The organism is Mycolicibacterium iranicum (assembly GCF_002101705.1).
GTDB lineage: Bacteria > Actinomycetota > Actinomycetes > Mycobacteriales > Mycobacteriaceae > Mycobacterium > Mycobacterium iranicum.
This window is the reverse complement of record NZ_LQPC01000047.1, coordinates 210,896-237,020: the sequence shown is the minus strand read 5'-3', so window position 1 is coordinate 237,020 and position 26,125 is coordinate 210,896. Positions and strand designations below refer to the sequence as shown.

The 26,125-nt window shown below is 66.6% G+C and carries 26 protein-coding genes; 11 read left to right on the top strand and 15 right to left on the bottom strand.

Annotated features, from left to right (window positions below):
* Positions 1–11: 11 nt before the first annotated feature.
* Both AWC12_RS22355 and AWC12_RS22350 read right to left on the bottom strand, forming a co-directional pair.
* Positions 12–794: a hypothetical protein gene (locus AWC12_RS22355; RefSeq protein WP_085177023.1), complete on the bottom strand. Its 783-nt coding sequence runs from the start codon at positions 792–794 to the stop codon at positions 12–14.
* Positions 795–869: 75 nt separating this feature from the next.
* Positions 870–1,235 (bottom strand): DUF952 domain-containing protein, encoded by a 366-nt coding sequence (locus AWC12_RS22350; protein ID WP_085177021.1) that lies wholly within the window; start codon positions 1,233–1,235, stop codon positions 870–872.
* Positions 1,236–1,368: 133 nt separating this feature from the next.
* On the opposite strand from AWC12_RS22350, the gene AWC12_RS22345 reads away from it, so the two are divergent.
* Both AWC12_RS22345 and AWC12_RS22340 read left to right on the top strand, forming a co-directional pair.
* Positions 1,369–1,560 carry a DUF7455 domain-containing protein gene (locus tag AWC12_RS22345; protein ID WP_024445912.1) on the top strand — a complete coding sequence of 64 codons (192 nt, stop codon included), beginning with the start codon at positions 1,369–1,371 and terminating at the stop codon, positions 1,558–1,560.
* Between the two features lie 29 nt (positions 1,561–1,589).
* The gene (locus AWC12_RS22340; protein WP_085177019.1) at positions 1,590–2,648 is read left to right on the top strand and encodes a YihY/virulence factor BrkB family protein; all 1,059 of its coding nucleotides are present in this window, start codon (positions 1,590–1,592) and stop codon (positions 2,646–2,648) included.
* Here AWC12_RS22340 and AWC12_RS22335 read toward each other — a convergent pair.
* On the bottom strand, positions 2,638–2,874 hold the full coding sequence (locus tag AWC12_RS22335) for a DUF3039 domain-containing protein (protein WP_024445914.1): 237 nt from the start codon (positions 2,872–2,874) through the stop codon (positions 2,638–2,640). The two genes, AWC12_RS22340 and AWC12_RS22335, sit on opposite strands and share 11 nt — an antisense overlap.
* 59 nt (positions 2,875–2,933) lie before the next feature.
* Here AWC12_RS22335 and AWC12_RS22330 point away from each other — a divergent pair, with 59 nt between their 5' ends.
* The 3 genes from AWC12_RS22330 (at position 2,934) to AWC12_RS22320 (ending at position 5,300) form a co-directional block, all read left to right on the top strand.
* On the top strand, positions 2,934–3,353 hold the full coding sequence (locus AWC12_RS22330) for a DUF3099 domain-containing protein (RefSeq protein WP_036464818.1): 420 nt from the start codon (positions 2,934–2,936) through the stop codon (positions 3,351–3,353).
* A gap of 147 nt (positions 3,354–3,500) precedes the next feature.
* Positions 3,501–4,460, top strand: a complete 960-nt coding sequence (gene sigB, locus AWC12_RS22325) for a sigma-70 family RNA polymerase sigma factor SigB (protein ID WP_024445916.1) — start codon at positions 3,501–3,503, stop codon at positions 4,458–4,460.
* 147 nt (positions 4,461–4,607) lie between these two features.
* Entirely contained in the window at positions 4,608–5,300 is a 693-nt protein-coding gene (locus tag AWC12_RS22320) for an iron-dependent transcriptional repressor DtxR (protein ID WP_024445917.1), read from the top strand.
* Between the two features lies 1 nt (position 5,301).
* On the opposite strand, the gene AWC12_RS22315 is transcribed toward AWC12_RS22320, so the two are convergent.
* Positions 5,302–6,372 carry a DUF4192 domain-containing protein gene (locus AWC12_RS22315; RefSeq protein WP_085177016.1) on the bottom strand — a complete coding sequence of 357 codons (1,071 nt, stop codon included), beginning with the start codon at positions 6,370–6,372 and terminating at the stop codon, positions 5,302–5,304.
* Between the two features lie 178 nt (positions 6,373–6,550).
* On the opposite strand from AWC12_RS22315, the gene sthA reads away from it, so the two are divergent.
* Positions 6,551–7,957, top strand: a complete 1,407-nt coding sequence (sthA, locus tag AWC12_RS22310) for a Si-specific NAD(P)(+) transhydrogenase (RefSeq protein ID WP_162562221.1) — start codon at positions 6,551–6,553, stop codon at positions 7,955–7,957.
* Between the two features lie 6 nt (positions 7,958–7,963).
* On the opposite strand, the gene AWC12_RS22305 is transcribed toward sthA, so the two are convergent.
* A complete protein-coding gene (locus AWC12_RS22305) occupies positions 7,964–8,764 on the bottom strand; it encodes a trypsin-like serine peptidase (protein WP_085177014.1) in 801 nt (266 codons plus the stop codon).
* Between the two features lie 293 nt (positions 8,765–9,057).
* On the opposite strand from AWC12_RS22305, the gene AWC12_RS22300 reads away from it, so the two are divergent.
* From AWC12_RS22300 to AWC12_RS22290, 3 genes are read left to right on the top strand one after another with little or no spacing between them, the layout of a single operon-like run.
* The gene (locus AWC12_RS22300) at positions 9,058–9,996 is read left to right on the top strand and encodes a proteasome assembly chaperone family protein (protein ID WP_051226617.1); all 939 of its coding nucleotides are present in this window, start codon (positions 9,058–9,060) and stop codon (positions 9,994–9,996) included.
* Positions 9,997–10,038: 42 nt separating this feature from the next.
* Positions 10,039–11,061: an alpha/beta fold hydrolase gene (locus AWC12_RS22295; RefSeq protein WP_085177394.1), complete on the top strand. Its 1,023-nt coding sequence runs from the start codon at positions 10,039–10,041 to the stop codon at positions 11,059–11,061.
* A 31-nt stretch (positions 11,062–11,092) separates the two neighbouring features.
* On the top strand, positions 11,093–11,779 hold the full coding sequence (locus tag AWC12_RS22290) for a PhzF family protein (protein ID WP_024445923.1): 687 nt from the start codon (positions 11,093–11,095) through the stop codon (positions 11,777–11,779).
* Positions 11,780–11,785: 6 nt separating this feature from the next.
* On the opposite strand, the gene nrdR is transcribed toward AWC12_RS22290, so the two are convergent.
* Together nrdR and AWC12_RS22280 are read right to left on the bottom strand one after the other, a co-directional pair.
* The gene (gene nrdR, locus AWC12_RS22285; protein ID WP_024445924.1) at positions 11,786–12,250 is read right to left on the bottom strand and encodes a transcriptional regulator NrdR; all 465 of its coding nucleotides are present in this window, start codon (positions 12,248–12,250) and stop codon (positions 11,786–11,788) included.
* Positions 12,251–12,412: 162 nt separating this feature from the next.
* Positions 12,413–12,886, bottom strand: coding sequence for a LysM peptidoglycan-binding domain-containing protein (locus tag AWC12_RS22280; protein WP_085177392.1), 474 nt, complete (start codon positions 12,884–12,886; stop codon positions 12,413–12,415).
* 232 nt (positions 12,887–13,118) lie between these two features.
* On the opposite strand from AWC12_RS22280, the gene lexA reads away from it, so the two are divergent.
* Positions 13,119–13,811, top strand: coding sequence for a transcriptional repressor LexA (lexA, locus tag AWC12_RS22275; RefSeq protein ID WP_024445926.1), 693 nt, complete (start codon positions 13,119–13,121; stop codon positions 13,809–13,811).
* Positions 13,812–13,832: 21 nt separating this feature from the next.
* Here the strand turns inward: lexA and AWC12_RS22270 are convergent, their stop codons facing one another.
* A complete protein-coding gene (locus AWC12_RS22270; protein WP_085177012.1) occupies positions 13,833–15,926 on the bottom strand; it encodes an LGFP repeat-containing protein in 2,094 nt (697 codons plus the stop codon).
* Positions 15,927–16,108: 182 nt separating this feature from the next.
* Positions 16,109–17,278 (bottom strand): acyl-CoA dehydrogenase family protein, encoded by a 1,170-nt coding sequence (locus AWC12_RS22265; RefSeq protein WP_085177010.1) that lies wholly within the window; start codon positions 17,276–17,278, stop codon positions 16,109–16,111.
* Between the two features lie 98 nt (positions 17,279–17,376).
* Between AWC12_RS22265 and AWC12_RS22260 the strand changes: the two genes are divergently transcribed.
* Entirely contained in the window at positions 17,377–19,665 is a 2,289-nt protein-coding gene (locus AWC12_RS22260) for a molybdopterin-dependent oxidoreductase (protein ID WP_085177008.1), read from the top strand.
* Here AWC12_RS22260 and AWC12_RS22255 read toward each other — a convergent pair.
* The 6 genes from AWC12_RS22255 to AWC12_RS22230 form a co-directional block, all read right to left on the bottom strand.
* Entirely contained in the window at positions 19,638–20,975 is a 1,338-nt protein-coding gene (locus AWC12_RS22255; RefSeq protein ID WP_024445930.1) for a DEAD/DEAH box helicase, read from the bottom strand. The genes AWC12_RS22260 and AWC12_RS22255 overlap by 28 nt on opposite strands.
* A 211-nt stretch (positions 20,976–21,186) precedes the next feature.
* The gene (hflX, locus tag AWC12_RS22250) at positions 21,187–22,599 is read right to left on the bottom strand and encodes a GTPase HflX (RefSeq protein WP_024445931.1); all 1,413 of its coding nucleotides are present in this window, start codon (positions 22,597–22,599) and stop codon (positions 21,187–21,189) included.
* 100 nt (positions 22,600–22,699) lie between these two features.
* A complete protein-coding gene (dapF, locus tag AWC12_RS22245) occupies positions 22,700–23,569 on the bottom strand; it encodes a diaminopimelate epimerase (RefSeq protein ID WP_085177006.1) in 870 nt (289 codons plus the stop codon).
* A gap of 4 nt (positions 23,570–23,573) precedes the next feature.
* The gene (miaA, locus tag AWC12_RS22240; protein ID WP_024445933.1) at positions 23,574–24,491 is read right to left on the bottom strand and encodes a tRNA (adenosine(37)-N6)-dimethylallyltransferase MiaA; all 918 of its coding nucleotides are present in this window, start codon (positions 24,489–24,491) and stop codon (positions 23,574–23,576) included.
* A gap of 5 nt (positions 24,492–24,496) precedes the next feature.
* The gene (locus AWC12_RS22235) at positions 24,497–25,183 is read right to left on the bottom strand and encodes a class III extradiol ring-cleavage dioxygenase family protein (RefSeq protein ID WP_085177004.1); all 687 of its coding nucleotides are present in this window, start codon (positions 25,181–25,183) and stop codon (positions 24,497–24,499) included.
* A gap of 13 nt (positions 25,184–25,196) precedes the next feature.
* Positions 25,197–26,078: a DMT family transporter gene (locus AWC12_RS22230; RefSeq protein WP_024445935.1), complete on the bottom strand. Its 882-nt coding sequence runs from the start codon at positions 26,076–26,078 to the stop codon at positions 25,197–25,199.
* Positions 26,079–26,125 lie beyond the last annotated feature (47 nt).

The window sequence follows — 26,125 nt, the reverse complement described above, 5'->3', positions numbered from 1 at the left end:
CGACGCGAGGGTCAGCGCTTGCGTTCACGCACCTTGTACGTCGACGGCCACGACTCCCTGGTGTCATCGCCGACGAGGGGGACGCCCTTCGAGCCGATCCTGATGTCATAGGCCTCTTTGCCCGCTCCGACCTCGCGGTTGGCGTGCTCGGTGGCCAGATAGATCAGCTGATCGATCTCGGCCTCGGCGAAAGCCACGAACGTCGTTTTGCGGACGATCTCCTCGGCAGGCGGCACCATACGGTCGGGAAGGACGCGCGTCAGCAGGGCCGCGACGGCCAGGAGCGAGAAGGGCACCGCCCAGTAGCAGATGACGGAGAGTGGCGTTCTGGTGTCGAGGATGGTGGCATCGCCTTGCACCAGCGGCGGGATCGCCGACGACACCGTCATGCCGCAGAACGCGGCGATCCAGATCCATGTCAGGACCGAGGTGATCCTGGCGAACGGTTCGCTTTCGATCACCTCCTTGGGCTGACCCACCACGGCGAACTCCCGGACGAACGGCCGGCCGATCACAGCGCTCGCCAAGGCCACCAGAAAGATGCCGGCGTTGCTCAACGGCTGCATCCACTGCTCCAAGAACGACTCGCTGCCTGTGAAAGTGAGCACCGTCAAGATGAAAAACGTTGCCACAGCGCCCGTTTCCAGCGTGCGACCCGGAAATCCGGCCACCCGCGCCACGACGAACGCCGCGACGGACACGGCGAGGGCGATCAACACCGCCGTGTGAAAGGGGACGTTTCCGACCAGAACCCAATAGACGATCCACGGTGCGAAGCCAAAGATGATGCCCACGGCAGGTCAGTGTATTGAGTCGCGAATCGCCGCGACAACGTCCTATGTCGATTGTGAGAATGACGCTCTTGTGGGCTACTGGGCGAGCGGGGCGAAAGTTCCGTCAGGCGTCGGCAGGTAGGCAGTGACGCATATCACAGCTTCAGCAGGCAAAGGTCCATACAAATGTGGGAACACCATGCCACCGGGATCGGACGGGACGCCCGGTTCCCAGCGAACAGGAGATGCGAGGCGTGCTACGTCGATATGGAGCAACACCAGGTCGGACCTGCCGGCATACAGCCGGTTGGCCGGCAGGTGAACCTGTTCCGGGGTCGACAGGTGGACGAAGCCGACGGCAGTCAGAGACGGCGGCGAGTGTCGGCCCGTCCGCTGCGCCTGCTCCCACTCGCGGGCCGTACACAGATGCACAAGCACGTCACTGCGAACTGCGTCGGGCATACCGTCACTCTTTCCTGGTCGCAAACCGCGGGCCCGTGAGACACGACACACCCGTAAACCCCCGGGGAACAAGGCCGGAACCCCAAGCGTCTGACACAGTAGATGTACGTCGCTACCACCCTATGGAGGTGCCATGACCGCAACGCTCACCAGTCCTGAATTCACCAAGGCTGACCGCTGCGACCGTTGTGGGGCTGCAGCTCGCGTGCGGGCGACACTTCCCTCCGGAGCCGAGCTGCTGTTCTGCCAACATCACGCCAACGAGCATGAAGCAAAGCTCGTCGAACTCGCGGCGGTGCTGCAAGTGAGCCCGCTGGAGCCTTAGGGCGGCAAATCGGCCATGCTGGACTGGTCATGAGTGACCAGTTAGAGCGGCCACCCGCGCGGCCTTCGTTGAGATCCAAGCCGACACGGCACCACATTCGGCATATCGCCCTGCGGACACTGGGCAAGAGTTGGGACGACTCGATATTTTCCGAATCGGCTCAGGCTGCCTTTTGGTGCGCGCTGTCTCTGCCCCCTCTGCTGCTCGGCATGCTCGGCAGTCTGGCTTATGTCGCTCCGCTGTTCGGCCCGGACACCCTCCCAACGATTCAGGACCAGATCGTCAACACGGCCGAGAGGTTCTTCTCCTCGAACGTCGTCAACGAGATCATCGAGCCGACAGTGCGGGACATCGTCCGGGGCGCTCGCGGCGAGGTCGTTTCCGTCGGCTTCATCATCTCGCTGTGGGCGGGCTCATCGGCCATCTCGGCGTTCGTCGACTCGATCACCGAGGCACACGGCCAGACAGCGCTGCGCCATCCGGTGCGACAACGCTTCTATGCACTGGGTCTGTATGTGGTGATGCTTGTCGGCGCGATCGTCACGGCCCCGTTCCTGGCGCTGGGGCCGCGCAAAGTCGCCGAGTACATCCCCGACAGCTGGGACCACATACTCCAATTTGGCTACTACCCCGTGCTATTCGTTGCTCTGGCCGTGGCAGTCAACGTGCTCTATCGCGTTTCGCTGCCCAAACCGCTGCCCACACATCGGCTGCTACTCGGCTCGGTGCTGGCCGCCGTGGTGTTCCTGATCGCGACGTGGGGGTTGCGCCTCTACCTGACGTGGATCACGAGTACCGGTTACACCTACGGCGCGCTGGCCACGCCGATCGCTTTCCTGCTCTTCGCGTTCTTCCTCGGGTTCGCCATCATGATCGGCGCCGAACTGAACGCTGCCATCGAAGAGGAGTGGCCGGCTCCCGAAACACACGCCAAACGCTTCCGGTGGTGGCTGGAGGCCAAAGCCGAAGCGCGCAACGGCGGAAACGGTTCCGCGCCGTCCGTGGCACCGACACCGCAGCCCGGGGTCATCACGCCGCAGCCGTCCGCCGTCGAAGGACCGCCGGGCGGCGGGTCCGCTACTTCTTGAGCTGTTCGTAGATCCGCTTGCAGTCGGGGCACACCGGCGAGCCGGGCTTCGCCGAACGCGTCACCGGGAACACCTCGCCGCACAGCGCCACGACGTGCGTTCCCATGACGGCACTCTCAGCGATCTTGTCCTTCTTGACGTAGTGGAAGAACTTGGGCCGGTCGTCATCGGTCCCGTCATCGACGCGTTCGTCGGTCTCGGTGCGCTCGATCGTCTGGGTGTCCATGCGCCCATTCTGCCTGGCAAGAGTTTGGTAAGGAACGCAACGGGCACACCGGTCCCCAGATGTGGAACAGTGGAGATATGAAACAAGGCCCAGAGCTGAGTTTCGACGACGAAGGCCGTCCGGTCCTGATCACCCGGGCCGCTCCCGCGTACGAAGAGCAGCACCGCCGCCGCGTCAAGAAGTACCTGTCACTGATGGCCTTTCGCATCCCCGCGCTCATTCTTGCCGCGGTGGCCTACTCGATATGGGAGAACGGGCTGATCTCCCTGGCGATCATCGTGGTCTCGATCCCCCTGCCGTGGATGGCGGTTCTGATCGCCAACGACCGTCCGCCGCGTAGCGCCGACGAGCCCCGCCGCTATGACACCCCGCGCCGCATCCCACTGTTCCCGACCGCCGAACGACCGGCTATCGAACGCCCGGTACGCAGCGCGCCGCAACATGGCGGCGGCGATCAGCCCGGCGACGTTCCTGGCTGAGTGCCTTCTTCGGGCATTCTCAGACGATTCTCAGGTCGTCGTCCAATAACCGCTGATCAGAAGGTGTGAACCTCCGGGAACGTGGGAACTCTCTGCGCGCCTGGGGCGTTGTAGTCCTTGAAAGTTCCACCCGATCAGGAGGCCGCCATGGCAAATGCCACCACCAGCCGCATCGACCAAGATCTGGACGCTCAGAGCCCCGCCGCCGACCTGGTCCGCGTGTACCTGAACGGCATCGGAAAGACCGCGCTGCTCAATGCCGCGGACGAGGTCGAGCTGGCCAAGCGGATCGAGGCCGGTCTCTACGCGCAGCATTTGCTCGCCACGCGGAAGCGCTTGGGCGACAACCGCAAGCGTGATCTCGCGGCAGTGGTGCGCGACGGCGAGGCGGCGCGTCGGCATCTGCTGGAAGCAAACCTGCGACTGGTGGTGTCGTTGGCCAAGCGCTACACCGGCCGCGGGATGCCGCTGCTCGATCTCATCCAGGAGGGCAACCTCGGCCTCATCCGCGCGATGGAGAAGTTCGACTACAGCAAGGGTTTCAAGTTCTCCACCTACGCCACCTGGTGGATTCGCCAGGCGATCACGCGCGGCATGGCCGACCAGAGCCGTACCATCCGGCTCCCTGTGCATCTGGTCGAGCAGGTCAACAAGCTGGCCCGCATTAAGCGCGAGATGCACCAGAACCTCGGCCGTGAGGCCACCGACGAGGAGCTCGCAGAGGAGTCGGGCATCCCGGTCGAGAAGATCAACGACCTCCTGGAGCACAGCCGGGACCCGGTGAGCCTGGACATGCCTGTCGGAAGTGACGAAGAGGCGCCGCTCGGTGACTTCATCGAGGACGCCGAGGCGATGTCTGCAGAGAACGCGGTCATCTCCGAACTGCTGCACACCGACATCCGCTACGTGCTCGCCACGCTCGACGAACGTGAGCAGCAGGTCATCCGGTTGCGGTTCGGCCTCGACGACGGCCAGCCACGCACCCTCGACCAGATCGGCAAGCTCTTCGGCCTGTCCCGCGAGCGTGTCCGCCAGATCGAGCGCGAGGTGATGGCGAAGCTTCGCAACGGGGAGCGTGCCGACCGCCTGCGTTCGTACGCCAGCTAAGCCGATTCCTCAGAAGGCCCGCCGGGAGTCCCGGACGGGCCTTCTGCTGCGAGGACGCCGTCGGGTGCGGTGTGACCGTGTCGCGTCGGGAAGGACCGCTGCCGTGCCGCATCGGCCGGTAGACTCGCCTCAGACGGAGGGTGTGCCATGAACGATCTAGTCGATACCACCGAGATGTATCTGCGAACGATCTACGACCTCGAGGAAGAGGGCGTGATCCCGCTGCGTGCGCGCATCGCGGAGCGTCTCGACCAGAGTGGACCCACCGTGAGCCAGACTGTGTCCCGGATGGAGCGGGATGGCCTGCTCCACGTCGCGGGCGACCGGCACCTTGAGCTCACCGATAAGGGCCGTGCGCTCGCCGTCGCCGTGATGCGTAAGCACCGTCTCGCCGAGCGTCTCCTCGTCGACGTGATCGGCCTGCCCTGGGAAGAGGTGCATGCCGAGGCGTGCCGCTGGGAACACGTGATGAGCGTCGACGTTGAGCGCCGCCTGGTGCAGGTGCTCAACAACCCGACGACCTCGCCGTTCGGGAACCCGATTCCCGGCCTTTCCGAGCTCGGTGTCGGCGACGAGTTCGCCGACGAGGCATACAGCCTCGTCCGTCTGACCGAACTGCCGGCGGGTATGCCGGTCGCCGTCGTCGTGCGTCAGCTGACCGAGCACGTCCAGGGTGACGTCGAACTGATCGCCCGCCTCAAAGACGCCGGCGTCGTGCCGAATGCGCGCGTCACCGTCGAGGTCAACGACCACGGCGGAGTCATGATCGTCATCCCCGGGCACGAGCAGGTTGAGCTGCCCCACGAGATGGCGCACGCCGTCAAGGTCGAGAAGGTCTGACCTAACTGGCCCGCCTGCGGAGCCATCGCTTCGGCGGCAGGCGCACGCCCAGCTGGGTGGCCAGCCGATAGCCCGTATCAGCAAGCTCTCGAATCTGGTCTGGCCGCATCCCGGCCTGTAGCGCCTGGTCGAGCATGCCGGCCATCCTGTGGGGGCCGCATCGAAGCGCCGCGTCCAACGAGATCCCCGCCAAGGGGCCGTCCCCGCGCGCATAGGCCGAGAAGGCCAGCAGCACAAGCGCTTCGACCCGCCATGGCTCAGGCAGGGTCTGTGACAGCTGCACCCACAGCGATTCCGCCGACCCGGCCTTGTCGCCGACCGCCAGCGCATAAAGCGTGTCGCGCACCCGCGTATCTGTCAGCGCCCACGCCAACCGCGCCAGCTCCCCGTCTCCCAACACCGCGCCTTGGTCATTTCGTTCAACGCATTCCAGGACATGCTCGATATCGCCGCGGGCCTGCGAATCCGGCCGTTCGCGCCCACCGCCGCTGTCACGTTCGATGACCTCAGCAAGTGCCCCGGTGCGTGCGGGATCAGCGGTGGCGACGACTGCCAGGAGTTCCTCACGCGTGGTGTAGAGCCGCCGGCCGTCCAGCACGGCGGCCATCGCGGTGGGCGATGCCATCGGATCGTCGACCACTCCGGAGCGGCCGCAGCCGTCCGCGCAGAACCACCGGGCACCGGCGGCCACCTCGGCAACAACGTGCGCAGCAACCAATTCCACACCATGGTCGGCGAGTTCGCGGCCGAGTGTGCGCACCAGCCAGCGGTGCTCGTCGAAGCACGCCGGACAATCCGCCCCCTCGTCGTCGACGAGGACGGCGATGACGATCTCGGCCCCCGAGGCGGACGCCAGCTGTGCCAACTCACGCAGCCGCTCTGCCGTGGCGTCGGACAGATTCCCGCGCAGCACGGCACCCATCTCGCCGTGAGCGGCGGTCACGAGGACCACAGATTGTTCGGGCACGAAACCCAGGACGGCGGGCAATGCCGCGATCAGGGCGCCCGGGCAGTCGACCGAGGATTCGGGATGGTTTCCGGCGTTGTTTCCGAACTGATGTAGTGAGGCCATACCGCAAACTTGGCAACCGCCACCGACGTCGCAGCGCCGTCGTCGCTCGGCGGCAGCGCAACTGGGGATGAAATTGGGTTTGGGGATGAAGAATTGCGCGAGCAGCTGTTCACCAGTTGTTGACGCGGCTCGGCATGCGCGATCCGGACAACCGGCGTAGACCTGACCCATGGCTTCGATGTTCGAGTACGACCTTGTCGTCATCGGTTCCGGACCGGGCGGACAAAAGGCTGCCATCGCGGCCGCAAAGCTCGGGAAGTCAGTGGCTGTCGTCGAGCGTGGACGCATGCTCGGCGGTGTCTGCGTCAACACCGGAACGATCCCGTCGAAGACGCTGCGCGAAGCCGTCGTCTACCTGACAGGCATGAGCCAGCGCGAGCTCTACGGCGCCAGCTACCGCGTGAAAGAGAAGATCACCCCAGCCGACCTGCTGGCCCGCACCACTCACGTCATCACCAGGGAACAAGACGTCGTGCGGTCCCAACTCATGCGCAACCGCATCGATCTGATCGAAGGGCACGGCCGCTTCCTGGATCCGCACACCGTCCTCGTGGAGGAGTCACGCCGCGGCGAACGTACCACTCTCACAAGCGAATACATCGTCGTCGCCACCGGCACCAAGCCGGCGCGGCCGGCGGGCGTGGAGTTCGACGAGAACCGTGTGCTGGACTCCGACGGCATCCTCGACCTCAAATCGCTGCCTACCTCGATGGTGGTGGTCGGCGCCGGCGTCATCGGTATCGAGTACGCATCGATGTTCGCCGCGCTGGGCACCAAGGTGACCGTCGTCGAGAAACGCGACACCATGCTCGATTTCTGCGACTCGGAAATCATCGAGTCCCTCAAGTTCCACCTGCGCGACCTGGCGGTGACGTTCCGCTTCGGCGAGGAGGTCACCGCCGTGGATGTCGGCGCCGCGGGCACCGTGACGACGCTGGCCAGCGGCAAGCAGATCCCGGCGGAGACGGTGATGTATTCGGCCGGCCGACAGGGGCAGACAGACCATCTGAACCTGGAGAACGCGGGCCTGGAGGCCGACAACCGCGGTCGCATCTTCGTCGACGACAACTTCCAGACCAAGGTCGACCACATCTACGCCGTTGGCGACGTCATCGGGTTCCCCGCGCTGGCGGCGACGTCGATGGATCAGGGCAGGCTGGCCGCGTACCACGCCTTCGACGAACCCCGCCACGAGATGACGGAATTGCAGCCGATCGGTATCTACTCCATCCCCGAGGTCTCTTACGTCGGGGCCACAGAGGTCGAGCTGACCAAGGATGCCATCCCCTACGAGGTCGGCGTATCCCGCTACCGGGAGCTCGCGCGCGGACAGATCGCCGGTGACTCCTACGGCATGCTCAAGCTGCTGGTGTCGACCGAGGATCTACGCCTGCTCGGCGTGCACATCTTCGGCACCAGTGCCACCGAGATGGTGCATATCGGCCAGGCCGTCATGGGCTGCGGCGGCACCGTCGAATACCTCGTCGACGCGGTCTTCAACTACCCGACGTTCTCGGAGGCCTACAAGGTCGCCGCCCTCGACGTCATGAACAAATTGCGGGCGCTCAACCAGTTCCGGGCATGAGCGCCGTCATTCGCATCCGTCGGTGAAGTCCTCCGGCGGCCTGTCGGCCGGCGCTCCCGTCTGCGCGCGCGTCATCAATTCGGTCAGGGCGGTGCCGAACGGCGGAGAGTACGAAATCTCGTCGAGGCAGCCGCCACCGTCGAGCCCACCGATCAACCCCGACACCGTCGACCCGGATATCCACGGCGCGCCCGAAAAGCCGCCGACCACGCCGTCGCAGTGCAGCGCGGGGAAGCCGTGGTGCGCGGCCGCCACAGCTGCGCGGCACGCCAAAGGTCCGCCGCCAACCCCCGCCGGATAACCGATGACGGTGACGTCCTCGCCCGGCTTTGGCGCGTTGCCGATCCGCAGCCCCTCCCCCGTGACCGACTCCAACCTGGCCCCGTCGGCGCGCTGCACCCGCGCCACCGCGAAGTCGGCCATCGGATCCTGGTCGGCGACCCATCGCGGATCCAGGTAGACCGCGACGACATGCCAGCTGTCGTCCTCCCCCGGATCATCGGCGTCGTCACCGAAACCGGGAACGAATCGGGTGTCGACGTCGGCGGCCAGGCAGTGCGCCGCGGTCAGGATGAGGTTCGCCGACGAAGACGCCAGTACCGCAGCGGTACACAGGTGCAGCCCACCCGCGCCGGGGAAGACGGCGCCCACCCGCGAGTCAGGGGTTACCGGGCGCGCGGCGGGCACCCCGTCGACGGGCGGCAGTCGATCCAGGGCCGGCTCGCTTCCGCAGCCCACCAGGAGGGCCAGCGCGATCAGCAGCCAGACCCATGCCGACCGCGCGGGGAGGGCGGCAGACGTTCGCATACCCGCCCATCTTCCCCCTTCCGGCGTCGTCGTGCCTCTGCCGCGCGTTTCCCCACCGCTGCCGCCGGGTAGAAGACGAGTCACCATCCAGGAATGTCACATCGGCGTGTTCGCGTTCGAACAAACGGGTGACGCCACCCGAGCCGGGTGCGGCGACATCACATCGTGCGAGACACTGGTTGCTCACGGTCCCGATCACCGTCACGTGGTGGTCGCACCGAGGCGAGGAGGCGAGACAAGTGACTGACGAGACACAGGATCCCGGTCAGCGGTATCAGCCCGAACAGACCGGGATGTACGAACTGGAGTTTCCCGGCCCGCAGCTGACCTCTCCCGACGGTCGCGGCCCGGTCCTCGTGCATGCCCTCCAGGGTTTCTCCGACGCCGGGCACGCCATCAAGCTGGCCGCACAGCACCTCAAGAACACGCTGGACACCGAACTGGTCGCATCGTTTGCGATCGACGAACTGCTCGACTACCGCTCTCGACGGCCGTTGATGACCTTCAAGACCGATCACTTCACGTCGTATGAGGAACCCGAACTCAATCTCTACGCGCTGCACGACAGCGTCGGCACGCCGTTCCTGCTCCTCGCCGGGCTGGAACCAGATCTGCGCTGGGAGCGCTTCATCACAGCCGTGCGGCTGCTGGCCGAGCGGCTCGGGGTCAGGCGTGTGATCGGACTGGGCTCCATCCCGATGGCCGTTCCGCACACCCGCCCGATGACCCTGACGGCACATTCCAACGACAAGGAGCTCATCGCCGAGCATGCGCCGTGGGTCGGCGAGGTGCAGGTACCTGGCAGCGCGTCCAACCTGTTGGAGTTCCGGATGGCGCAGCACGGTTACGAGGTCGTAGGCTTCACAGTCCACGTGCCCCACTACTTGGCGCAGACCGATTACCCGTCCGCGGCGGAGACGCTGCTGTCCGAAGTTGCCAGAAATGGTTCGCTGGAGTTGCCGACTGCCGACCTGACCAAGGCTGCCGCGGAGGTCTTGGACAAGATCAACGAGCAGGTCGCCGCCAGCCCGGAGGTTGCTCAGGTGGTGGAGGCGCTGGAGCGCCAGTACGATGCGTTCGTTGCCGCCCAGGAGAACCGGTCCCTGCTCGCGCGCGACGAGGATTTGCCGAGTGGTGAAGAGTTGGGCGCGGAATTCGAACGTTTCCTCGCTCAGCAAGCCGGTGAGAAGAAGCGGAAGGACGGGGACGACCACCCACGGGAAGGTCTCTGACTTCCGCCGGCTACCAGCCGGCCTGACGACGGAGTGAGCGACATGACCGAACGCAAGCCGAACTTGCGTCCCGTGCGTGAACTGACACCGACGCTGCAGTACTGCACGATCCACGGCTATCGGCGGGCGTTCCGGGTCGCCGGGTCCGGGCCGGCGATACTTATGATCCACGGTATCGGCGACAACTCGACAACGTGGAGCAGCGTGCAGACGCAGCTCGCTCAGCGGTTCACCGTCATCGCGCCGGACTTGCTCGGGCACGGCAAGTCCGACAAACCTCGCGCCGACTATTCGGTGGCCGCGTACGCCAATGGCATGCGCGATCTGCTCAGCGTGCTCGGGATCGACAGCGTCACGGTCATCGGCCATTCCCTGGGCGGCGGCGTCGCGATGCAGTTCGCCTACCAGTTTCCTCAATTGGTCGACCGGTTGATCCTGGTAGGAGCCGGGGGTGTCACCAAGGATGTCAACATCGCGTTGCGGGTGGCGTCGTTACCGATGGGCAGTGAGGCCCTGGCGCTGCTGCGCCTGCCTATGGTGTTGCCCACTCTGCGGCTGATGAGCAGTATGGGCGGGCCGCTGCTGCGGTCGAGCGGGCTCGGCCGCGACATCCCGAACATGGTGCGTATCCTGGCCGACTTGCCCGAACCCACCGCATCGTCGGCTTTTGCGCGGACGTTGCGAGCGGTGGTCGATTGGCGAGGGCAGGTCGTGACCATGCTCGACCGCTGTTATCTGACGCAATCGGTTCCGGTGCAACTCATCTGGGGCAGCCGCGATTCGGTGATCCCGGTCAGTCACGCCGAGATGGCGCACGCCGCGATGCCTGGTTCGCGACTGGAGATCTTCGAAGGATCGGGTCACTTCCCCTTCCACGACGACCCTGAGAGATTCGTCGAACTCGTCGAGAAGTTCATCGATACGACCGATCCGGCAGTCTACGACCAGGAATACCTGCGTGGCCTGCTGCGCGCGGGTATCAGCGAACGAGCCATCGCGGGCGACGTCGACACCCGCGTCGCTGTTCTCGACGCCATGGGCGCCGACGAGCGCAGCGCCACCTGACCCACCTGCATTCACGACGTAGCATCGGGCCATGGCCATCGACGTGACAGTCCTGCGTGTGTTCACTGACGAGGACGGCCGCTTCGGTAACCCGCTCGGCGTGGTGGACGCCGCCACAGTGGACCCCGGCGATCGTCAACGAATAGCCGCCGAGTTGGGCTACAGCGAAACGGTTTTCGTCACCCTGCCGGCGGAGGGCGTGCACACCGCGCACGCCCATATCTACACCCCCACCACCCAGTTACCGTTCGCCGGACACCCGACCGTGGGTGCGGCGTGGTGGCTCAAGGCCCGCGGAACGCCGATCAAGACGCTTCAGGTGCCCGCAGGCATCGTGCAGGTGGCCTACAACGACGACCGGACCTCCGTCAGCGCCCGAGCTGAGTGGGCGCCGGCGTTCTCCATCTACGACCTCACCTCGCTCGACGATCTCGCCGCCGCCGACCCCGACGATTACGCCGACGAGACCGAGCATTATCTGTGGACATGGCTCGACAAAGAGGCGAGCACCATCAGGTCCCGGATGTTCGCCCCGCACCTCGGCATCCGCGAGGACGAGGCCACCGGCGCCGCCGCAGTGCGGATCACCGAGTACCTCAGCCGAGACCTGACCATTGTTCAGGGACAGGGCTCGATCATCGAAACCACGTGGAGCGCCGAAGGGTGGGTGCAGGTCGCCGGCCGCGTGGTCGACGACGGGCAACGCCAGCTGGACTAGGGCGGTCTACCCCTTCGCGGGCACCTCGCGATGCGCGCGCAACGCCTGTATCTCGCGCTCGAAATCCTCTGCGGAAGAAAACGAGCGGTACACCGAGGCGAATCTCAGGTAAGCAACTTCGTCGAGGTCACGCAGCGGCCCAAGGATGGCCAACCCCACCTCATTGCTGGGCACTTCGGGAGATCCGGTGGCGCGCACCGCGTCTTCGACCTGCTGAGCGAGAAGGTTCAGCGCGTCGTCATCGACTTGGCGGCCTTGGCAGGCGCGCCGCACACCGCGGATGACCTTCTCCCGGCTGAACGGCTCGGTGACCCCACTGCGCTTGACGACCGCCAGCACCGCGGTCTCGACCGTGGTGAACCGCCGCCCGCACTCGGGACACGACCTGCGCCGCCGGATTGCCTGCCCCTCGTCGGTTTCGCGAGAATCGACGACCCGGGAATCCGGATGACGGCAGAACGGACAGTGCATCACTGCTCCTTCGCCGCACCGACAGACAACCGCTTCGAACGCCTTTGAGCGTACCTGCGCCACCCACGGACGGCCCAATGCCGGACTCAAAGGCGCGTACCTCATTACAGGATTCCCGAGAGTGCTTGAACAACACAATGTTTGGTGTGGCCTGCGGTCAGCTCAGGCGACCGGTGCGATCAGCGTCTGCCCCGCGTCGAGGGACACCGACTCGAGCTTGTTCAACTGCCGGATGCGCTCGACCACCTCGGACACCGGGGCGTCCGGGGCCACCCGCCGGGCGACGTGCTGCAGCGACTCGCCACTGTGCACCTGCACGACCGCAAGGCGGCTCGGGATCTCGGCTTCGACGCCGGAGACGCCCCCTGATTGGGCCACCAAACCGAGCCACAACGTGATCGCCGCGGCCACCAGCGCAAGCGCCACTGTCGTCACGGGCGTGATGGGGCGGCGGCGCCGATGCGAGGCGCGGGAAACCAGCACCCCGGTTCCGCGATGACTCATCGGCGCACCTCCAGGGCGACGTGACCGCGGCCTGCGCGTCGGAGACACCGCCCTGACGCGGCCGCCACCCACCTCGAGGCGAGGCGCGCGCTCGAACTCGTTCCAGGTCTCACGATCATCGATGAGGGTCATCTGTCTGCCTTCCGTCAGGGTCTGCATTCGCTCTTACGTTCGAACCTTACTCGATCACATGTTCGATTTATAGAACACGTGATCGAACTGTTGCGAAAGGTATCGCAGCCCACCGACAAGTCCGGCCACTGATGAAATCCACACTCGCGGCCCAAACCGGTCCGAACTTGTCTGACGCGACACGTCGAACACATGTTTGATTATCGGCGCGCACACGGTTACATTCGGACGCATGAGCGACGACAGCAGTGACAGCAGCGCCGGCGCAGCCCGCGGCCGGGATTCTGGCCTGACCGAGCGTCAGCGCACCATCCTGGAGGTCATCCGCGCGTCGGTGACCACGCGCGGATACCCCCCGAGCATCAGGGAAATAGGTGACGCGGTCGGCCTGACGTCCACGTCGTCGGTCGCCCACCAGCTTCGGACCCTGGAGCGCAAGGGCTATCTACGACGCGATCCCAACCGTCCGCGTGCAGTGGACGTTCGCGGCGCCGACGACAACGTCACGCCGATCGTGACCACCGATGTCGCGGGGTCGGATTCACTGCCCGAGCCCACTTTCGTGCCCGTTCTGGGCCGCATCGCAGCAGGCGGGCCGATCCTCGCCGAGGAAGCTGTGGAGGACGTGTTCCCGCTGCCCCGTGAACTCGTCGGCGAAGGCTCGCTGTTCCTTCTCAAGGTGGTCGGCGAGTCCATGGTCGACGCGGCGATCTGCGACGGCGACTGGGTGGTGGTGAGACAGCAGAGCGTGGCGGACAACGGGGACATCGTCGCGGCCATGATCGACGGTGAGGCCACCGTCAAGACCTTCAAGCGCACGAAGGGTCAGGTCTGGCTGATGCCACACAACCCGGCGTTCGATCCGATCCCGGGTAACGACGCCGCCGTCCTCGGCAAGGTCGTCACCGTCATCCGCAAGATCTGAGCGACACAGCCTCTCGCGGCGTCACTCCCCGCGAACGAAGCCGTTCGTTCGCGCGATCTCTTCACTGGCGAACCAGATCTCGACCGGCGCCTCGTGATAGTCGGCGCTGTCGGGCGCCCAGTACAGACCAGACTTGGTGTCGGCCTTGATGGGGTAACCCGGGGGGATCTCGTGAGGATCGTCGAACGGCATGTGCAGGGCAGTCCCCAGAGGCATCGGCTCATCGATATCGATGCGTGCGTGACGCCCGGTGTCTGTCACAGCATCCCGGACGGGCGCAGCCCCTGGGACGACGATCAGCTCTGGTTCGTCACCGAAGTCATCGGCGGCGAACTCGTCGGATTCGTCACCGAAGTCGCCGGCGGCGAGACCGTCGGATTCATCAGCGAAGTCGTCGGATTCGTCCGCGGTTTCCTCGGCGTCCGACGCCTCGGCGATCGTGGGGAGTCGTGTCGGCGCGGTATCGACGGCGTCAGGATCCTCCTGCTCCGCCTCGATCGGCGCGTCGGCGTCGCCGGCCTCGCCTGTGCTCGGCTGCACCGGTGCGCCCCAAAAGCTGAGAGGCTCCGGCCGGAAGTCTTCCGGTGCGGGGGGCGATGTCGGCGTGGCAGAAGCCAACGACCCGAGTCCCTCCCGCGCGTAGCGGTCGCCGAACAGGGCGTCCTCCCGGTCCTCGTCGCCGCCGTCTCCCCCGCCCACCATCGCGGGTTCGTAACCCTGACCTCCGGGGCCCTGCAGCCCGAACGGATCATCGTCATGGTCCCGCCCACGGCTGCGCATCACGGCGAACGCCACGAGACCGAGAACGAGCAAGATCGGCACCAGGGCCAGCAACCACCACCAGTTCCACTTGAGCCCGGAGTCCTCAGCGTTCTCCGACGCCTGTGTCGACGTCGGCGGTGCCTGCGGCGCACCGGCGCCAGGGACCTCGAGCCCGACCAGCCGCGGCGCCAGACCGGCCGGCTCCGTGGTGAACTTCTGCGTCGCCGAATCCCACGACAGCGACCCACCGCTGAAACGCTGAGTGATGACATTGCCGTCCTGGGTCTGATCGGCCACCGGCGCGCCGAGATCTCCGGTCGCGCCGCCCAGCTTCTCCCATGCGGCGTTCATCGCGCCGCGGACGATGAATGCACCGTGATCGGGCGTCCAGAAGATGACCGGCTTGTCCTCGGCGGCGAACGCGCTCATGCGGCTCGAAGGGGCCAAGCCCCCGTCCTGTTCGCCGGAGATCGGGAATCCGAGATCGCCTTCGGGCCCGCCGACGCTCTGGTACTTGGCCAGCACCTGTCCCGTCACCACGTTGGCGCCGGTATCGGGACTGTAGAAGATGGTTCCGTTGACGAAATCCTGGGCCATCCCGGCATCGCCGATCTTGTACGGCTCGCCCTCGGGGGCGCCCAACGGTCCGAGTGCTCCTCCGGCGGCCCGCCGGGCGGCGTTGATCGCCGCAATCGGATCGTCGGGGATCGTCAGGTCGCCCAGTTCGCCGGCGAGTTCGGGCGGCACCGTGGTGAACGTCTTGGCGCGCGAGTCATAGGACAGCTCACCGCCGGTGAACTTCTGAGTCACGACCGACCCGCTGTAGGTCTCGTCCTCCGACGGAACTCCGAGGCGGCCCGCGGAACCGCCCAGCCTGTCCCATGCCGCGTTGATGGGACCGCGGACGATGTGCGCTCCTGTTGGCGGGGTCCAGAAGATCACCGGATTATCCGGTGCGCTGAACGTGACGTTGCGGCTCTCCGGTGCGCGACCGGGGCCCTCGTCGATGGTGGGGAAACCCATATCCCCTTCGGCGGGACCGCCGACTGACTCGTATTTCTCCAGGATCGCGCCCTGCATGAAATGTGCCCCGGTCTGCGGCGTGAAGAACATCTTCCCCGCGGCGAAGTTCTGCGCGAACCCCGCTCCGACCGGATACACGTCGCCTGTGCGAGGGCCGAGCGGGCCCGCGTCCCCGCCGCTGGCGTCGAAGGCAGCGGTAATGGCGTTGTTGGCGTCGACCTCGGGCTGCGCCGTGGCGTGCGGGGCCATCAGGAGAGCAGAGGCGACTCCCAACAGCCCGATCGTGACACGACCGACCACACGTAGGCGCAGCATCGGCTGCCGGCTCATTCATCCTCCCCGCGGTCGGTGACAGGGTCCTCATGGCCGTCGCAAGGGGCTTGCAGAAGCCTGAGAAAGTTACCGCGTCCGTTCACTTTGCTTCAGTGGACGTCGATAACCAAGTCACCTCGCCGAATTCCACGCAACGAATATGCACGCCGCGGCCCTATTCAGAGGCCCGACGGGCCTGATCAGACCCCCATACTGCGCCCGATGATCTCCTTCATGATCTCGGTGGTGCCGCCGTAGATGGTCTGCACTCGCGCATCGAGATAGGCCCGCGCGACGTCGTACTCCCTCATGTAGCCATATCCACCGTGCAGCTGCAGGCACCGGTCGATGAGGTGGACCTGCTTCTCGGTGGAGTACCACTTGGCCATCGCGGCCTGCTCGACGGTCAGCTTCTCGTCGAGGTGCAGCCGGATGAACTCGTCGACCATCATCCGGACCACGGTGGCCTCGGTGGACAGCTCGGCCAGCAGGAATCGGCTGTTCTGCTGACTGCCGATCGGCTTGCCGAAAGCCTTGCGCTCCTTGGTGTACTGCAACGTCACGTCGAGCACCGCCTCCATCGCGGCGGCGGCCATGATCGCGATGCTGATGCGTTCCTGCGGCAGGTTCTGCATCAGGTAGATGAAGCCCTGCCCTTCTTCTCCGAGCAGGTTCTCCGCGGGCACCTTCACGTCCGTGAAGGACAGCTCGGCGGTGTCCTGCGCGTCGAGACCGATCTTGTCGAGCTTGCGGCCGCGCTCGAAGCCCTCCATCCCGCGTTCGACGACCAGCAGCGAGAAGCCCAGTGCGCCCTTCTCGGGATCGGTCTGCGCGACGACGATGACGAGGTCGGCGTGAATTCCATTGGTGATGAAGGTCTTGGCGCCGTTGAGGATGTAGTGATCGCCCTCATTGACCGCGCGCGTCTTGATGCCCTGCAGGTCGCTACCCGTGCCGGGCTCGGTCATCGCGATCGCCGAGATGAGTTCGCCACTGCAGAACTTCGGCAGCCAGCGCTGCTTCTGCTCCTCGGTCGTGAGTCTGAGCAGATACGGGGCGACAACGTCGTTGTGCAGGCTGAACCCGAGGCCGCTGTAGCGCTTGGCGATGATCTCCTCGGTGATGATCGTGTTGTAGCGGAAGTCGTCCACCCCGCCGCCACCGAACTCTTCGGGCACGGCCATGCCGAGGAAGCCCTGTTTGCCTGCCTCCTGCCACACGCCGCGGTCGACGAGCTTGTCCTTTTCCCACTGGTCGTGGTGCGGCGCGACGTGCCGTTCGAGGAAGGTGCGGAACGACTCCCGGAACATCTCGTGTTCGGGTTCGAACAGCGTGCGCTGGTAGGCGATGACTGACTTGGCTTCGGCCATGGGGAGCGTCCTCGTCGGTGTGGTACGGACAGTTACCGCCAACGTACCCCATCCAACCGGATGGTTGGGCAGAGCTGAGAGCGCTTTAGACTGAGCCGGTGCCGCCAGTTCGGACCAGCCTGACGCACTGGGGGGCCTTCTCCGCCGTCGTGGACGCCGGTGACATCGCCTCCGTCGCTCCGTGGGGCGGTGACGCCGACCCGTCCCCGGCTTTGGGGAATCTGCCCGGCTCGGTCCGGCACATCTCGCGAGTCACGACGCCGGCGGTGCGCCGCGGCTGGCTGGTCGACGGGCCCGGGCCTACCATCCGCCGCGGTGCCGAGGAGTTCGTCGCCATCTCCTGGGACGAGCTGGTCAAGTTGCTCGCCGGCGAACTACGCCGGGTGGTCGACGCCCACGGCAATGAGGCGATCTATGGCGGCTCCTACGGCTGGTCGAGCGCCGGGCGCTTTCACCATGCCCAGAGCCAGGTGCACCGGTTCCTCAACTGCCTTGGTGGTTTCACCTTCTCGCGGCACTCGTACAGCCTCGGCGCGACCGGGGTCATCATGCCGCGCGTGGTGGGCACCCACGACGACCTGTTCAAGCGGTCGACGCAGTGGGACGTCATCGTCGAAAATACCGATCTGATGGTGTGTTTCGGTGGCCTCGCGCTGAAGAACACCGGCGTCAATCACGGCGGCACCACGGCACATCCGGCCCGCGACGCACTGAACCGCTTCCGCGCCAAGGGCGGTCGCATCGTGTCGTTTTCGCCGCTGCGTGACGATGTCGACGGCCCCTGCGACTGGTTCGCCCCCGTGCCGGGCACCGATGTCGCGATCATGCTGGCGCTGGCCTTCGTGCTGGCCACCGAATCCCTGGCCGATCGTGATTTCCTGGGCACCTATTGCACCGGATACGAGCGATTCGAGCGATATCTGCTCGGCATCGACGACGGGACGCCCAAATCGCCCCAGTGGGCGGCGGCGATCAGCGGGCTGGACGCCGCGGATCTGACCGCACTGGCGCGGCGGATGGCGTCGGGGCGCACGATGGTCACCGTCAGCTGGTCGCTGCAGCGCACTCGACACGGAGAGCAGGCGCCCTGGATGGGCCTGACACTGGCTGCGATGCTGGGCCAGATCGGTTTGCCCGGTGGGGGTTTCGGGCACGGCTACGGTTCGATGAACGAACCGGGTCTGGCGCCGCTGCGCTGCGGCCTGCCCAGATTGCCACAGGGGATCAACCCGGTGTCGACGTTCATACCGGTCGCCGCGGTCAGCGACATGCTGCTTCAGCCCGGAGAACCGTTCGACTACAACGGACGTCGGCTCACCTACCCCGACATCCGGCTGGTCTACTGGGCGGGCGGCAATCCCTTCCACCATCACCAGAACCTTCCCCGCTTGCGGCGCGCCCTGGGCAGGCCCGACACCGTGGTCGTCCACGACCCGTACTGGACGCCGATGGCCAAACACGCCGACATCGTTGTCCCGTCGACGACGTTCGCCGAACGCGACGACTACTCGGGTTCCCGGAACGACCCCGTGCTGATGGCCATGCCACGGCTGACCGAACCACACGGTCAGTCGCGCGACGACTACGACACTTTTTCCGCTCTGGCCGCCCGACTCGGTTGCGGGGACTCGTTCACCGAAGGCCGCTCGTCGCGGGAGTGGCTGCAGCATCTCTACGACACCTGGTCGGCCACACTCGATTTCGAGGTGCCGTCCTTCGATGCATTCTGGGAGGCCGGCGCCCTGAGGCTTCCGACCGATGACGGTCTGACGCTGCTCGTCGATTTCCGCGCCGACCCGTCGGCACATCGTCTTGCCACACCGAGTGGTCGGATCGAGATCTTCTCGGCCGACATCGACAGCTTCGGATACGACGACTGCGCGGGGCATCCGACGTGGTTCGAACCCAGCGAGTGGCTCGGCGGGCCGCGGGCGTCGGAGTTTCCCTTGCACTTGCTGGCCAATCAGCCGGCCAGTAGGTTGCATAGCCAGCTCGACGGCGGCGCAGCCAGCCAGGCCTCGAAAGTGGCTGGCCGGGAGCCGATCCGGATGAATCCATTCGACGCTCGCGAGCGCGGCCTGGCCGCCGGTGACGTGGTGAAGGTGTTCAACGACCGGGGTTCCTGCCTGGCCGGTGTCGTCCTCGACAACGGCGTGCGCCCTCAGGTGGTGCAGCTCTCGACCGGCGCGTGGTTCGATCCAGCGGATCCGGGTGATCTGGATTCGATGTGCGTGCACGGAAACCCAAATGTGCTGACCGACGACGTCGGCACGTCATCGCTGGCGCATGGCTGCACCGGCGCGCACGTCCTGGTTCAGGTCGAGAAGTACTCGGACGCAGCGCCTCCGGTGCGGGCGCATCAGCCTCCGGTGTTCGCGCCGCGTTGAGCGCCCTGGCGGGGCCTGCGGCGACGCGGGCCGCGCGAGTTACGTGACGGACCGCCACGACGCTGTTCGTTTCCGCCCCCGCGGTGATGATCGGGCTTCTTGGCGGCAGGCGTCGGAGCAGGAGCCTTGGGCGCGGCAGCGCGCAGCGGTGCGAGCTCGCCGACGAGGGCGTGCACTTCGGCAGAATCGGCATGAACAGCGCTGGGCCGCACGCTGATTCCGGCCTTACGCAACAGCTGCTGGGTATCCCTGCGCTGTTCGGGCAGGACCACAGTGACGACGTCACCGTCGCTGCCCGCGCGCGCGGTGCGGCCAGAGCGGTGCAGGTAGGCCTTGTGCTCCATCGGAGGGTCGACGTGTACCACCAGTTCGACGTTGTCCACGTGCACTCCGCGCGCCGCGATGTCGGTCGCGACGAGCACGCGTGCCTCACCACTGGCGAAGGCGGCAAGGTTGCGTTCGCGTGCGGGCTGAGAAAGGTTGCCGTGCAGGTCGACTGACGGCACACCGGAATCGGTGAGCTGCTTGGCCAGCTTGCGGGCCTGATGCTTGGTGCGCATGAACAAGATGCGCCGGCCGGTCCCCGAGGCCAGGCGATGCACCAGATCCTTCTTCTCCTGGACACCGCCGACATGGAACACATGGTGGGTCATCTGCGCAGGCGCCTCCGCGGCTTCGTCGACCGAATGCAGAACGGGATTGCGCAGGAAACGCTGCACCAACTTGTCGACGCCGTTGTCCAGCGTCGCCGAGAAGAGCAGGCGTTGCCCTCCGGCGGGGGTGGCCGCCAGGATTCGGGTTACGCCGGGCAGGAAACCGAGATCGGCCATGTGGTCGGCTTCGTCCAGCACCGTCACCGTGACGCTGTCGAGGCTGACCAACTTCTGGCGCATCAGGTCTTCGAGACGGCCCGGGCAGGCGACGACGATGTCGACACCACCGCGCAGCGCGTTGACCTGACGGCTCTGCGATACGCCGCCGTAGATGGTGGTGACGCGCAGACCTGACGCTGCCGCGAGGGGTTCCAGCGTCGCGGTGATCTGGGTGGCGAGCTCGCGGGTGGGTGCCAGGACCAGACCGGTCGGCCTGGATGCCTGCCTGCGTCCGCCCGTCAGTGCCGCTACCAGAGGCAGCGAGAACGCGAGAGTCTTTCCGCTACCGGTCTTTCCGCGGCCCAGGACGTCGCGCCCGGCCAGCGAGTCGGGCAGGGTCGCCGCCTGGATCGGGAACGGATCAGCGATGCCGCGATCGGCGAGCGCCTTCACCAGAGGTGCGGGCACGCCGAGGTCGGCAAAAGTTGGTGCAGTCATTAATCATCCTGTCGTTTAGGCCTTGTCGGGCAACGTGTGCCCGGCAGCCGCGACGGAGACCGTTGAGCGGAGTGTGCACACTGTGGCGGGGTCGCCACGCAATAGTCAGTGGTTTCGGCGTTGAGATTGCGGAGACCTGCATTGGTCACCGACAGCCGGTGGTTCGAGACGATCGTACCGGACAAGAGGTCCGATCCCGCATTCGCGCAGTTCAGTACGTCGCAAACTCGGCGAGGCTGCCCGCCAGCGCCAGGGGTACCCGCGCCTTGACACGGGTCCCGGACTCCATGTGCTCGATCGCGTCGACACGACCTTCGGCGTGCACTCGATTGACGAGATCACCTCTGCTGTAAGGAATTGTGACGTCAACCACAGTGTCACGCGGTGTGATCATCTCGGCGAGCCGCGCCTGCAGTCGGTCCAACCCCTCGCCGGTGCGCGCGGAGACGAACACCGCGCCTGGCAGCGCGCGCCGCAGCTGCGCCAACACCAGACCGTCGGCTGCGTCAATCTTGTTGACCACCAACAGTTCCGGCGGTGCCTGTGCGTCGGTCTCGGCCACGACGTCGTTGACGACAGCGCGCACCGCGTTGATCTGGGCGAGCGGATTGACATCCGAGCCGTCGACGACGTGCAACAGCAGCTCGGCGTCGACCACCTCTTCGAGAGTCGACCGGAACGCCTCGACGAGCTGAGTGGGCAGGTGCCTGACGAAACCGACTGTGTCGGTCAAGACGAACTCGCGGCCGTCGCTGAGCTGGCCGCGTCGCGTGGTCGGCTCCAACGTCGCGAACAGAGCGTTCTCAACGAGCACGCCCGCACCGGTCAGCGCGTTCAGCAGGCTGGACTTTCCAGCGTTGGTGTACCCGACGATCGCCACGGACGGTACGTCGTTGGCAAGGCGCCGGCTGCGCTGCGTGTCGCGAACCTGCTTCATGTCACGAATTTCGCGGCGCAGCTTCGACATCCGCTCGCGAATGCGCCGGCGGTCGGTCTCGATCTTCGTCTCGCCGGGCCCTCGGGTGCCCACGCCACCACCGGCACCGCCGGCCCGGCCGCCGGCCTGCCGAGACATCGATTCACCCCAGCCGCGCAGTCGCGGCAACATGTATTCCATTTGCGCCAGCGACACCTGCGCCTTGCCTTCTCGGCTGGTCGCGTGCTGGGCGAAGATGTCGAGGATCAGCGCGGTGCGATCGATGACCTTGACCTTCACCACCTTCTCCAGCGCATTGAGCTGGGCGGGGCTGAGCTCACCGTCACAGATGACGGTGTCTGCACCGGTGGCCACGACGATCTCGCGCAGCTCGATGGCTTTTCCGGAGCCGATGTAGGTGGAGGGATCCGGCTTGTCACGGCGCTGGATGAGCCCCTCCAGCACTTCGGAGCCCGCCGTTTCGGCCAGCGCGGCCAGCTCTGCCAGGCTGGCGTCGGCGTCGGCCGCCGAACCTTCGGTCCACACACCGACGAGCACGACGCGTTCGAGGCGCAGCTGACGGTATTCGACCTCGGAAATGTCGGTGAGTTCGGTCGACAGCCCGGCCACGCGGCGGAGCGCGCTGCGGTCCTGGAGCGCGAGCTCACCGACGCTGGGCGTCTCTTGGGGATATTCGGGGTACGTCATAGGCGAATCAAGATTCGCACGAATGTCACTTCTCATGCACCTCGTTTAACGAGCAGGCGGCGCCGGGTGTTCCCTCGCACCGGCCGAGCCGGCCGTTCCTTTACCGTTGGGCCGCCCACCACTGCTCGGCGAGTTCACCGTGCGCGAGCAGTACCGAGGGCCCACGCAGATAGCTGTTGGCATCGGTGATCCTCACGACGACCTCGCCGCCCGGGATTCGCACGGTCAGCGCGCCGGTCTGCGCACCCTCGTGTGCCAGGGCCGCCACGGCCGCCGCGACCGTCCCGGTACCGCACGAGCGGGTCTCCCCCACCCCACGCTCGTGCACCCGCATCGACACGGCGCCGTCCGCGGGAGCGGTCAGCACCTCGACGTTGACGCCCTCGGGGAACTGCGCCTCGTCGAAACGGACGGGCGCCGCAACGTCAAGGGCGGCCAGGTCGGCCGCGGTCAGCGTCGCGTCGACGCAGGCCAGGTGCGGGTTGCCGACGTCGACGGCGAGCCCGGAGAATTCGCGCCCGGACACGATGGCGGTCCCGCCTCCGAGCCGGTTGGCCTTGCCCATCTCGACGGTGACGTCGGCGGTGGTCGCGTCCACGGTGTGCAGGACCACCGGCCGCGGTCCCGCCAGAGAACCCACGACGAACTCCGCGCGCGGCTCGAGGCCGCTGGCGCGCAGGTAGTGGGCGAAGACCCGCACCCCGTTGCCGCACATCTGAGCGATCGAGCCGTCAGCGTTGCGGTAGTCCATGTACCAGTCGTCCTCGGCGACGCCTTCGGGGAGCCGGTCGAACACCCCGACGGAGCGGGCGGCGCCGGCTTTCGTCACGCGCAGCACGCCGTCGGCGCCCAGCCCCTGCCTGCGGTCGCACAGCGCCGCGACCGCGGCGGGTGTCAGCACCACATCGGCATCCAGGTCGGGCAGCAGCACGAAGTCGTTCTGCGTGCCGTGGCCTTTGGCGAACTTCACCTGGTCAGGATACGTCGCGCCAGATGCGCAGGACTTCGTCGACGTTGCCCGGTGCGGCGCCATCGAGCCAGGTGATGCGGTGATCCCGGCGGAACCACGACCGCTGCCTGCGCACGTACCGCCGGGTGCCGACGAACGTCGGTTCGCGCGCCGCGGAGCCGTCGCCTCCCGCATCGAGGTCGGCGAGGACCTGGGCGTAGCCCAGCGCCCTGGCCGCGGTGACGCCGTCGCGCAGACCGCGGCCCAACAGCGCTTGCACCTCGTCGACCAAGCCGCGTTCGAACATCGTGTCGGTGCGCCGCTGCAGGCGTTCATCGAGAATTGCTGTGTCCCAATCCAATCCGATGATCGCTGCGTTCCATCTGGGCGCACCGATACGCGGCGCCGACGCCGCGAACGGTTTGCCGGTGAGCTCGACCACCTCCAAGGCCCGCACGATGCGCCTGCCGTCGGTGGGCAGGATCGACGCGGCCGCCGCCGAGTCGACACGGGCGAGTTGAAGGTGCAGCGCGGCGACGCCCACCTCGGCGAGGCGCTCCTCCCATTTGGCCCGCACCCGAGGATCGGTGGCCGGAAACGACCACTGGTCGAGCAGTGACTGGATGTAGAGCATCGATCCCCCGACGATGACGGGCAGGGCGCCCCGCTCCGCAATGGCCTCGACGTCACGTCCCGCGGCCTCCTGGTAGCGGGCGACCGTCGCGGTTTCGGTCACGTCGAGGACGTCGAGTTGATGGTGGGGCACCTCCCGCCGCTGCGCGACCGAGAGTTTGGCGGTGCCGATGTCCATGCCGCGATAGAGCTGCATGGCGTCGGCATTGACGACCTCGACGGCGATCTCGTCCCTGAGAGCGGCGGCCACCTCCAACGCGAGATCGGACTTACCGGTCCCGGTCGGTCCGATGATGGCCAGTGGGCGCACAGCCGTCACGGCGTCCAGACGCCAACGAAGTAGCCGACGCCGTACGGGGCGCCTCGGTAGAGCTCCGTCGCCGACCGGGGTCCTGTCCCGACCAGCCCAGCGAGCACCTGATAGGCGACGCGGCCGACGGCAGCGTCGGACAGCGCGGCCAGCGCCGCGGTGTCGCCCGCCGACAGTGCGTCGTCGAGCGCCGCCTGTGCGGGCTCCGATTCCGGGTCGTAGCCGCCGGGAGCCGCAGCGGTCAGCGTGTTGGCGCCGTCGGCGACCACCAGCACTCCGACGTCCTCGCTCACCGCGTCGATCTGTGCGCGCAGTTGCCTACCCAGCCCGACCGCCGTATCGGCGTCGTGGTCGGCACTAAAGCTGTGCACTTCGACGTGAGCTTGCGGCCTGGCGAGGCCGCGCAGCCAGCCGGCCACCAGCGCGCACAGCGGCAAAGCCCTCGGCGCCGCAGCGCCGCCCGCGGACAGGCTCACGCGCACGTCCACGCCGTAGCCGGCGAACGTGCCGACCGATTCGGGCCCGTAGACGCCATCGGCCGGCCCCACGCCGACCGCGATCCAGCGCCCCGGTAGGTCCTTGGCCGCAGCTAGGGCGGAGCGTCGCAGATCCTCGGTTTCGGCAGCAGCCGACGAGGCCAGTTCCGGAACCATCACCGGTGCCGAAGGGACGATCGCTATGGCGCTCAGCACGACAACCAACTAATCACACGATTGCCGGATCCCTGCCGGCCGCTTCCCCGCGCGCGAGTGCCGCCGTCGCCACCACCATCACCGCGACCGCGGCGATCAGCGTGATCCACCCTGCCTCTCCCGGTCGCAGTGTCTCGCCGAGGACCACGACGCCGAGTGCGCAGGCCACCATCGGCTCGGTGACCGTCATCGTCGGCAGCGACGCCGTCAGCGCACCTGCCCGGAACGAGGCCTGCTGCGTCGACGTGCCGAGGATCCCGACCACCGCCCACGCATACAGCTCGGGAGTGCGCACCAACTCGACGACGCCGGCCAGGCTGGTCACGTCGAGCCGGTGCACGACAGCTTTGGTGAGCACAGCGAACAACCCCCACAGCGCGCCGGAGACCACCGCCATGAGCACCGCGCTCGTGGGCCCGGACCGGATCCTCGCACCCACCAGGCACAACGCCAGGACAGGTCCCAGGACGACGGCCACCCAGATCCACGTTTCCAGCGACGCGCGCGAGTGACCCTCTGTGGGGTTGCCGATCGTCACGATCACAGCGACCGCGCCGGCCAGCAGTGCCGCCCACATCCATTCCCAGCGGGTCACCCGTCGGTGCGACAGACTCGCGTTGATCGGCAGGGCGAACAGCAACGAGGTCACCAGTAGCGCCTGCACCAGAAGCACCGACCCCAGCCCCAGCGCTGCGGCCTGGCACACGAACCCGGCAGCGGCGACCCCGCTACCCAGCCACCACCTGCCGTCTTTGAGGAGTCGAACAAACAGCTCCAGGTGACCGACCGATTCGTCGGTCACGTCGTGGGCTGAACGCTGGTGGATGACGTCGCCGACGGCGATGAAAAAGGCGGCGGCCAAAGCGAGCAGCGCGGCGAGATCCGCTTTGGCCATCACCACCTCCGACGTGTTCCTCGCGCACTTTCGGACCGAGCCTAGGC